9 protein-coding genes and 2 pseudogenes are annotated in these 9,553 nt (G+C 57.2%); 1 reads left to right on the top strand and 10 read right to left on the bottom strand.

Annotation, left to right across the window (positions count from 1 at the left end; all coding sequences use genetic code 11):
- The 5 genes and pseudogenes from H8B02_RS41305 to H8B02_RS41285 form a co-directional block, all read right to left on the bottom strand.
- Positions 1-1,458: pseudogene (locus tag H8B02_RS41305) on the bottom strand (Ulp1 family isopeptidase); the annotation flags it as partial.
- A gap of 872 nt (positions 1,459-2,330) precedes the next feature.
- Complete coding sequence (locus H8B02_RS41300; RefSeq protein ID WP_229171427.1) at positions 2,331-2,579, bottom strand: hypothetical protein; 249 nt, start codon at positions 2,577-2,579, stop codon at positions 2,331-2,333.
- Positions 2,580-3,656: 1,077 nt separating this feature from the next.
- A complete protein-coding gene (locus H8B02_RS41295) occupies positions 3,657-4,244 on the bottom strand; it encodes a tetratricopeptide repeat protein (RefSeq protein ID WP_229171426.1) in 588 nt (195 codons plus the stop codon).
- Between the two features lie 53 nt (positions 4,245-4,297).
- Positions 4,298-4,594: a hypothetical protein gene (locus tag H8B02_RS41290; RefSeq protein ID WP_229171425.1), complete on the bottom strand. Its 297-nt coding sequence runs from the start codon at positions 4,592-4,594 to the stop codon at positions 4,298-4,300.
- A 229-nt stretch (positions 4,595-4,823) separates the two neighbouring features.
- Positions 4,824-5,345: an adenylate/guanylate cyclase domain-containing protein gene (locus H8B02_RS41285; RefSeq protein WP_229171424.1), complete on the bottom strand. Its 522-nt coding sequence runs from the start codon at positions 5,343-5,345 to the stop codon at positions 4,824-4,826.
- 70 nt (positions 5,346-5,415) lie between these two features.
- Here H8B02_RS41285 and H8B02_RS41280 point away from each other — a divergent pair, with 70 nt between their 5' ends.
- Positions 5,416-5,610, top strand: coding sequence for a hypothetical protein (locus tag H8B02_RS41280; RefSeq protein ID WP_229171423.1), 195 nt, complete (start codon positions 5,416-5,418; stop codon positions 5,608-5,610).
- Positions 5,611-5,668: 58 nt separating this feature from the next.
- Here H8B02_RS41280 and H8B02_RS41275 read toward each other — a convergent pair whose 3' ends face one another.
- The 5 genes and pseudogenes from H8B02_RS41275 to H8B02_RS41255 form a co-directional block, all read right to left on the bottom strand.
- Entirely contained in the window at positions 5,669-6,331 is a 663-nt protein-coding gene (locus H8B02_RS41275) for a nucleotidyl transferase AbiEii/AbiGii toxin family protein (RefSeq protein ID WP_312001535.1), read from the bottom strand.
- Positions 6,328-6,588 carry a hypothetical protein gene (locus H8B02_RS41270; protein ID WP_229171421.1) on the bottom strand — a complete coding sequence of 87 codons (261 nt, stop codon included), beginning with the start codon at positions 6,586-6,588 and terminating at the stop codon, positions 6,328-6,330. The genes H8B02_RS41275 and H8B02_RS41270 overlap by 4 nt, the downstream gene beginning before the upstream one ends.
- Before the next feature lie 389 nt (positions 6,589-6,977).
- Positions 6,978-7,765, bottom strand: a pseudogene (locus H8B02_RS41265) (transposase); the annotation flags it as partial.
- Positions 7,766-7,928: 163 nt separating this feature from the next.
- Complete coding sequence (locus tag H8B02_RS41260) at positions 7,929-8,210, bottom strand: ATP-binding protein (RefSeq protein WP_229171420.1); 282 nt, start codon at positions 8,208-8,210, stop codon at positions 7,929-7,931.
- 126 nt (positions 8,211-8,336) lie between these two features.
- Positions 8,337-9,110, bottom strand: a complete 774-nt coding sequence (locus tag H8B02_RS41255; RefSeq protein WP_229171419.1) for a hypothetical protein — start codon at positions 9,108-9,110, stop codon at positions 8,337-8,339.
- Positions 9,111-9,553 lie beyond the last annotated feature (443 nt).

The following is a 9,553-nucleotide window of genomic DNA, read 5'->3' as shown; positions in this document are numbered from 1 at the left end:
TTTTTCGACATCTTCATCCAACGCGTCATCGAGAAGCCGACCAGCGATGCCCCCCTTGTTGTTTTCACGCAGGTAATCACTGAAACTGGTCAAAATAGCCGCATAGTTGGTCGCGGTATTTGTCGCTACTTCGTTTTTGTACTCTCTGATGAGAGCCGCGTCTTCGGGATAAGGATTTAGCTGAGCGCGGATCGGGATCTCGCCCGTCGCCTCGAAGGTCCGCAGATGATCAATTGCCGTAAGGAGTCTCGTGGGATTCCCCGTTCCGCTGAACTTGCGCGCATCATCGCCCAGCGACTCCTCGTTGAGCCGAACAGCGATGGCCCCTTTGTTATTTGCGAAGAGCCAGCGGCCAAAGGTGCGAAGAAAACCTACGGTTTTCTTGACCGTACGTTTTGCGGCATTGCCCTTGATGAGGGCCTCCTCAAGCCCCGAAATAAGGGGAACATCCTCGGAATAAAGGGGCTGCTTCCTGCGCCCCATTGATACCCCGGCTGACTGAGCTGGCTGTAAGGCCGATGACGACGGGTCTGGCTCGTCCATCAGCCCCAGGCGCGAGTCCCGGTCGTGGCCCTCCGCGGAAAGCTCCTCTAGCCAAGCGCCACCTTCCTGCGAGGCGTTGTGCTGCGCAGCGGCGTCGCCGATTGGCCTCGAGCTTATCAGTGCCGCATCTTCGCCATCAGCAATGGTGGGAATGCGGCGCTCGATCTCCATCGCTTTAGCGCCGACCGACGACTTTCGCAGCTGAGCTAGTGCTGCGCCGACATTGCCGCCCACACCCGTGTCCTGGTTATAGTTCGTGACATCTGCATCCAAAGCCTTTCCGGAAAGCCGGCCAGCAATGCCCGTCTTATTTTTTTGACGCAGATAGTCACTGAAACCTCTAAGAGCGGTTGCATAGACCCTGGCAGTCTCTGTCGTTACTTCAGTTCTGAAATCTTTGATGAGAGCTGCGTCCTCGGGATAAGGAATCAGCTCAGCGCGGGCTGCTATCGGCACCACTCCGCCCGCCGAAGACGAAGTCCGCAGATGACCGATTGCCGTAAGGAGTCTCTTGGGATTGGCGGCCCCGATGAACTCCCCCGCATCATCGATCAGCGACTCATCGTGGAGCCGGGTAACGATCGGCTTCTTGCTATTTGCGAACAGCCAACGCGCAAAGCTCCGAAGAAAATACCCGTCATGCCTAGCGGTACGTGGGGCGCTGTTGCCCAGAGTGAGGCCTTGCTGAACCCTCGAAATAAGGGAAGCATCGGCGGAGTAAAGGGGCTGGTTGTTGGGCCCTTTCATAACGACAGCTGGCTGCGGCGCGGAGGCCGCCGGCATTGCCCCCACAGCTGCACTTGAATTGGCGATTTCGCTCAATTGTCGCTCGAAAGTCGCCGCATCTGCGGGTGGCTCCTGCAGGCTCGTGCTGTCCGATTGTTCTGTCACGCGCTGCGTCGAGGGGAACTCCATCCGGTCTCACTTTCGGTCGAAAACGGGCATCGATCTGACGCAGGGAAGCTGTCCAAAACCTGACGAAGAAAAACGTTCCGCGCCCAGCCAGCGTGATGCGCTGCCAGCCCCCTAGCGAAGGCGATTAGGCTCAGGATCGGACAAAAACTCCCGTGCTGATCAGTGAGGCAGGGCAGATGACGGCGGGAGTGACGGCCAGCGTGGGTTAAATCCTCCCGAGCAAGAGGCGAAGCGCAGGCGGAAATATCACGAAGGTGATGCCTTGTTTATAGGTCAGGACTGTCCGACCAATGGCGAGAACCATCGGGATCGCGGACCAAGCTTGTCTGCCTGAAAACAAGCATCCCCGTTCTTTCCATCGCGCCTCATGGAGCTCAAGCAAGCTCATGCTCACCGAAATGCCAGAGATCAATCGGGAACGGCCACCTCGCGCGCGATAACGCGGCGCCGGCCCAAATTTATCAAGCCCAAAACGAATGTCTGATCTGCCGCAGCATCGCTATGACAGCGCCAATGTATGTCGATGTCCTAAGGTGCGGATCGAGCAGCGATGGCCCGAATAGCGCCGCGATCCCCAAGGTTTGGATCATGGTCGGCCTCAGGGGGAGACCGCCAATCGGGCTGGTTGGTTAAAGGCATTGAATTGAAATCTCGGATCGCACGTGGCGAAAAATGGCGAAAGGGCTGGCGGCGATCAGTGTGTGAAGCTGTCAAACGCGGACGGCATCAGAATCGATGGTCCATCCGAAACTTATGGCTCCATAATATCCTGTGCCCTTAATCTCGTCCGCGGGCCTCCAACCGCGCATCGCCGGCACGGCTGTCTTCACGCTCGGTGGCGTACTGTCTCGGCCATTGTCGTCTCGACGGCTTCACTCGAGCGGTACGGAAAGCGCAGGCAACTTCCTGCCGAGCTCGCAAGCTGTTGGTCCGTTGAGCGGTAGGATCGGAGTTGAGGCAGCCGCCGCGACCTCGGTCCGGCTGATGAATTCGCTCAGATTGGCATTTGAGGACCACTCCAAATAACCAACGAGTGCAAAGACAAGCGCGACGACAATGAGAATGCCGAGCACCGACGCTGTAGCTGTTCCCGACCAGCTTCCGTTGCTGACTAATGACATCATGGTCTCCAAGACCGAAGCTGCTACGCCCGTCTAAGTCATCTCGCGATCATCACGTGTGAACGGCCTCACATCTCACGCGCACTTGATGCCGAGACAAGTCATAGACCAAGGCTCGCGGGAGCGAAGGACGAGGCGTTTGGGACCTTCTGCCGCTCTGAATTGAGAATCGCAGCGATAATCTTCGCCTAGCTGATCGTGCAACCCTCCGGGCCCGATCCGGTCAGCACCGGACCACTTCTATCGGCCTACAGGACACAACGACGCCCACTGGAGGCATGGGCCGGCTAGACTCGGGAGAGTGATCAATCAATTTCACGAGGCGTTTGCATGCCCCTCTCACGAACGCGCTATCGAATATGACTCGGCCAGTGGCACGGGCCGTGCAGCACGTTCGTTACCGGGGAATTCCAGTGTCCCGGTTCAGGAATAAAGCGCGGAGCGTGTTTTCCTGACACGAGTATCTTCTTTCCCTGGGACACTGGCGCGAATGCACGTAGCAGGCCAACGAAGGAGGAACTATTGAACCAGGAATTACCACCGCAACAGCCCAGGTTCCTCGTTCGAATGGGGACCACTGGCTGGATGGTCTACGATCGAGAGCGCAAGGGGCCGGCCGTTTTAAGGGATCACAGCTTGGCCGAGAAGTTGTCCAAGGAACGGGCCGAACAAATTAGGCAGGCACTGGCGGATGGTTCGATTAAGTGTCGATGATCCCTCAAGCTAAGCCTTCGATCCAGCGAAATGAAAGTCTAAGTCTGCCCTGCAGCTCCGCTCTGGAGTTTCGAGCCAGAGAATATCCTTCACCGCCACGGCCGCCGCGACATTGGTCGGAAGCGACGGTTTGCCGTCAGGCCGATCGAGTCCATATCCTGCGGTTGGCCCACTTCTCGTCGGACAGGCCGAAAACCACCCTCATGTGCTGCGAAAAAGCTCAATCGCCTGGTTGGTTTGAGTGATTCTGCCGCGGATTGGCAATGGCCGGCCGGTGCTCAAAAGAATTCGGTGATGCCTGCGAGCGACAGAGCGACCACGGCGCTAGATGGCGGCTGCTTGCCGCAACCCATTCGCCAGCGATTATAGTGGAAGGCCGGCCTTTCGTAGCCCGTCAACCAGGTGCTCCAAGTCTTCGGCACGTTTGAGAATGGACACCTGCTTCTGGGTGCCGCCAATACTGTATCTTGGATTTAGGCGCAAAACCTCGCTTGCCTCTGCACGAGCATCTTCCATTCGTCCCAGCTGAGCATATGTCGCGGCCAAGAATGCGTGGCCATACTGGTGATTGGGCGCCCGTCCGACCGCTTCAGCCAACCAATGCTGGGCATCGTTGTACTCTTTGAGGTGGTAATGAGCTACGCCAGCCATCAACGGCGCAAAATGCGGATGGAATGGATCAAGACGCATTTGCAATTTGGCGATCGCAATAGCTCTGGCCGGGTCCCCCACCGAGTAGAATATTTGCGCAAGGCGGTAATCTGCGAAGTTGGGGTTTAGCGCAAGCGCTCTTTCGGCGGCGGCGGTTGCTGCATCGAAGTCACGCTTGCGGATGATATTGTAGCCCAATTCGGCATAGGCTTCGGGCAGGCCCGGATTGTGCGCAATTGCCGTGCGGGCCAAGTTTATGGCCAAGTCAAGGATATTGGGGCTCAAATATTCATCGTTCAAGGGATTGAGCCAAGCCACCCTGTGAGTGCTGGCCAACATTGCATAGCAACGTGCTATTTCGGATCGAGGGCCAGCGAATCGGCAAGATGCCCTCGCGTCCGCAACAATTCTGCCATTTGCCAGGAGGGCTGGAAGGATATCCAAGCCACAGCTGCGCGCATGTAGTGATCGTAGGCCTGCCAAGTCGCGGGCGGCTTGAGCAAGGTACGTTCGGCTTCCGCCATGTTCACATGGGCGACCAGAATTGCGGCGATCGTCCGCGCGACGTCGTCCTGGATCGTAAATACATCCTGTAGCCTTTGATCATACCGCTCGGCCCAGCGATGGACGCCACTTGCAGCATCAATCATTGCGCCGTGATCCGAACCCGGTCATTGCCCCGACGAACGCTGCCCTCAAAGAACGTAGCGCACGCCGAGTTCTTGACCCACCTGACGTAAATCAACCGCTTTGCCCTTGTATCGAAAGCTCGAATTGCGTGCGATCACGAACAAGTCCGAGAAGCGAGACAACTCGGTTATGATGTCTTCCGAAATTCCATCCGCAAAGTACTCCTGCTCCGGGTCGCGACTCACGTGCTCAAAAGCCAGGACGGCGACCGATGGCTTGTCGGGAAGCGCAAGCGCCGGTCGCGGCGGAGCCGTTGCCGAACGACACGCGATAGACCCGCACCGGCCGGGCAATGTTCTTCAGTTGATGCTCGCCACGATCCTCGAATTCGACGTCAAGCTTGTCTTGCGTATCCTCTCGTACGCGTTTCGACACGCAGATGCCGCCCGGCTCGCAAAGCGCCTCGAGCCGAGCCGCGACATTTACCCCGTCCCCGAAGATATCGCCCTCATCTATCATGATGTCGCCGGCATTGATGCCAATGCGGAACTCGATCCTTTGCTCCATTCGCACATCGGTGTTTCGGGTGATCATGCCACGCTGTATCGCGATGGCGCATCGCATCGCGCTAACTACGCTCGCGAACTCTACCAAGATTCCATCGCCGGCGCTTCTGATGAGGCGCCCGCCGTGCTTTTCAATCTCGGGGTAGATGAGTGCGGACAGATGCTCGTTCAGCCGGGCGTGCGTGCCCTCCTCATCAGCACCCATTAGGCGGCTGTAGCCAGCCGTGGGGATCGGCAGCTCGGCCGATGCTCGCGATGCGAATCGTGACCGCGACATGGAAACGATCTGGTGCGGCGAGTTCGATCGCCTGAAGGCGTTGGTCGCGAAAGCAGGCGGGAACCTTGCGATGGAATTCGCAAGGCCGGTCGGTCAATTTCCTCTGAAGGTCGTGTCAGATCCGGGTGCAAGCCACGACGCGGCGGTTTCCGAAAGATCCTATCTGTCACGACCAGTGAACCGGCCGAACTAGCGATTTGTAAAAAAGCCAGTTGCACCCTAGCGGGAGATCTCGCAGATGTCCGCGAAGATCATACTGACCTGAGTATCTCCTTTGCTCGGTCGAGAGCTGTTGCGGCAACTCCTTTATAGCCTTCCCTTATGATAAGACTATCTATTGCCCCGCGCACAAATTCAGGATTTAGCCTATCGACCTGAGCGACGGTTTCCATCACGTTCTGTCGATATGGGTTCAGCTCGCGGATCAGTTCAGCGGAATGATCGACGCTTGCTGCAGCGATATCAAAGATATCTCGTGGTTTGATACTTGTCCCACGATAGATGATCTTTTTGGCGATGATTTCCGGGATCGTTTCTAGCAGGACGTTCGTACCTTCAATTTCCTTCTCAATCGTTGGATTAGCGGTCTTGGGACCGGCAACGATGAAATCGATCTCGCCAACAGCTTCGAACGCCAATTTGAGAAAGCGATTCCCGTCACCTTGGTATTCGCTTGGGCGTATCTCGAAGTTGAAGTCCTGTTTCTGCGGATCCAAAAACGGCAGCAATTGCGGATCACAAAGGAAGATGTCGACGTCGTGGCTTTCGCGGTGTGCAATTTGCAGCATCATCGCGGTGCCTCCACCGAAGGTCCAATGGTCTATGACTGTTCCTTGAGAGTTAACCTGACCAATTAGGCCGCGCGCTATCCGAAATAGCTGCGCCCAATCCGAGCTGGTCTTCTCCGTTATCACGCTGCAATCGGGTAATGTTCACCCGAATAGCTGGAAAACGCTTTTGCGGAAGCAACGAGCTCCGCATCGCTGATGCCGAACTGATGAGCGAACTCTTTCTGCAAAGATGGCTCAACTTCGCCGAAGAAAGCGGACATGTGTCCTGGCATAGTCTTAGCGGCCGCAGGATTCTTAAGACAAGAAATGAGTGCCTGCGCGTCCAGCTGTTTGCTGTGAGGCGCGTTGATAACGCACAAAACCAGCGTGGCGATCGTCATTTGCGTTCCTTGTATCCCGAGAGCGAGCGGCGGAATTCCACTGAAGGTGGTGGAATGTCCAATAAAGTCAACCCCAGCGAACTAGCCGACCTTCAACTGCGGTAATATGTTACCTCTCTTCCAGGTCAACGGCCGCCGACCATGTGAGGAAGACGGGCCGGCTGCGAGCGGGGACGTCGCCGGATCCACCTCCTCTGCTCCACGCGCGCAAATCCTATCCGTACGCCAACCGCCTTCGCCGGCTTGCGGATCTCCCCGGCGGACTTTTGCGATCGAGGCAAACCTCGGATCCGCATCTGCCGGTCGGCTGGATAGTTGGATCGTCGTTTCTATCGACGGAATCGTCCAAACAGCGACACCGCCAGATTTGAGGGAGCATTACGGTTTACGTTACAAGTGAGTTCGGTGCCGTTGTCGGAGACGATCAGGCCGAGTTTGCCGCGCCGCGCGGCAACCGTCGTCAGTTCCCGCGCCACACGCCGGCCCGAGATCGATGTGTCAGGAATGGCGCCCAAACGGAAGCGGCGCCCGTTGGCGAACTGGTCGTGGACGAAGTCCAGCGACCAGCGCGCATTCGGCTTCGCTTCCACCAGGATCGGCGCCCGGCACCCCATGGCCTTGCGGCGAGCCCGCCGCTTGCGGACCGTCAGTCCTTCTTCCCGATAGATCCGGTGATGCGGTTGAGCCCTGATGGCTCGCCCTCCCGTCGCAGCAGAATGAACAGCCGACGGTAGCCGAACCGCCGGCGCTCGTGGGCGAGGTCGCGCAGCCGGGCACGAAGCTCCGTATCCGCAGCGCGGCGAGATCGGTAGCGGATCATCCTCCGATCCGCGTCGACGATCAGGCAGGCCCGTCGCTCCGACAGGCCCATCACGGCCTTCAGGTGCGCCACAGCGGCGCGCTTGGCGGCGGGCCCTACCATTTTTTTGACAGAAGCTCGCGCAGTGCCGCCGCATCGAGCATTTGCTCGGCCAGCAGCTTCTTCAGCTTCGCGTTCTCCTCCTCCAGCGATTTCAGCCGCTTGGCTTCGGAAGCTTCCATGCCCCGCCGAACTTGACCTTCCAATTGTACATTGTCGCCTCCGAGACCCCACGTTTGCGAGCGAGATCGGCTGTCGTCGCTCCAGCCTCTTCAACACTGCGATAATCTGCTCTTCCGTGAACCTTGCTCGCTTCATCTGTCCGTCCTTCTCAGGCCGGACTCTAACTCCATCTGGAGGAAATACTCAGGGGCAGGTCACTTCGATCTTGGACTCTTGCTGCCGATCTTGAGCCCGGCATCCCTATCCGACAGTAATCTGCTACTAGAAAGGCGATCTCCTTGCGTGAATGCTTGCGCGCTCATCGACTCACGACTCGTAGAGTGCGGTGTTGGCGGCGCCCGGCTCCAGACCCTTTCGGCCAGCCAGCATCACAGGGTCCCTTGGTCTCCTCGTTCATCGCGGCGTATTCGTCTTCGATGTTGAATAGGACCGCGGCGTTGCCGGCCTTACCGAGACGCCGCGCGGCGCGGCTGACGGTAGTACTCTTGCCGCCGCCGGTCATGCCGGGGGTGCCGCGCGCGGCAGCAGCGAGTTCAGAGTGGCCGGGGACGTGGACCTCGATCTCTTCGTTGCCGTTCACCAGGCCGATTCGGATCGCTTCTGCTCCTTGGGGGCGTCGAGAAAGGATGGTTCACGCGCGCCTTCTTCATCGCTCCGCAAAGCTCTTGGCCAGTTATCGGTCAGAGGTGGCGTGAGCTGCTTGCCGTCATTTCGGTCTAATCGTGAAAGCGCAATGGTACTGATAAGATACGTGCCCCAGCCAGTCTTTGTTGTTGCTCTCCGTCACAGCCAGCCCAATCACACATTGCGGGTACTTTTGCTTATAGAAAGCGAATGTAGGTGCACAAATCTCCGCCTGCGTATGACCACCTTCAACCCCGGGCGAGTCGTATGCAGGCAAGGCAGATGGACAAGCATCCTGCGTGTTCACGTTCGTCTGGGGACCTTTGCTAGCAGACGAGCTGTCACCTCCGACGGCCGGTGGACCATCCGTACTTAAAGTTATCGGTGACTCTGCAATGGGATACTTAGGATTGTTGTATACTCGAAAAGAGAACGTCTTTCCTGCCGACGATTTTAGATTAAGCCGGTCGGTACGAATTTTTTTGTCTTCAATCAGTTCAGAAATCGCCCGTGTAGTGAGGGCAAACTGTGCGTAGTTGAGGTGATCGTATAATTCTTCAAAGGTAGAGGGGTTATTGCCGTTTAATTGTTCAGTGATGTTGTCCTTTAAGCGATCTAGTTCGCGCCGCTCAATCAGTCGTTGGTAGAGAAGCGCTCCGCTCATCCCTACGAGAAAGACAGCAATCACCACGCTGGTGATCCATAGCTTGACGCCCCGCACTTTGAATATCGGGACAAGCGCCGCAATACCGACCGCCAAACCTGCAAGGGCTAAAAATGAGTCCAGGGACAAAGATGATTCCTCTTTGTTTGACAAGCCCACCTGGTGGCCATTGACCTTGACGAAACCAGGCACGATCGCAGCAAAGTACGCACGCTCGCCAATCCAAAGACCATTTTTTACCTCGACGCTATGCTTCTTGTCGAGACCAACCTCGGTGTCAGAAGGTCATTAGCATGACCCGTTGAAGGCCATGAGGGCAGCGACTTCGAGCTACGCGTCGCTCTTACCGCATCACGCTTAACAAGATCGACATCAGACCAACACTAAATGGCACCACAGCTCTCCTAACGAGACTGATAAGCAAACTCTCGTTACCTTATAAATTGCGCACTGCCCCCATTTTTCGAGAACCTTATCGGTGCGAGACATCGATAAGAACGGTAATGTAAACTGGGCGCTCTGACAGGCCGGTAGGGGCCTGATCGACGAGGTCTCGGTCCGCTTGCCGTTCGAACACGGCGGGCCACGAGAATCGACCGTGCCGATACGAGAAGCTCGGTACGCATATGACGAAG

Source organism: Bradyrhizobium altum (assembly GCF_020889705.1).
In the GTDB taxonomy this organism is placed as follows: domain Bacteria; phylum Pseudomonadota; class Alphaproteobacteria; order Rhizobiales; family Xanthobacteraceae; genus Bradyrhizobium; species Bradyrhizobium altum.
The sequence above is the reverse complement of the archived record's forward strand: the minus strand, read 5'-3'. Positions and strand labels throughout refer to the sequence as shown.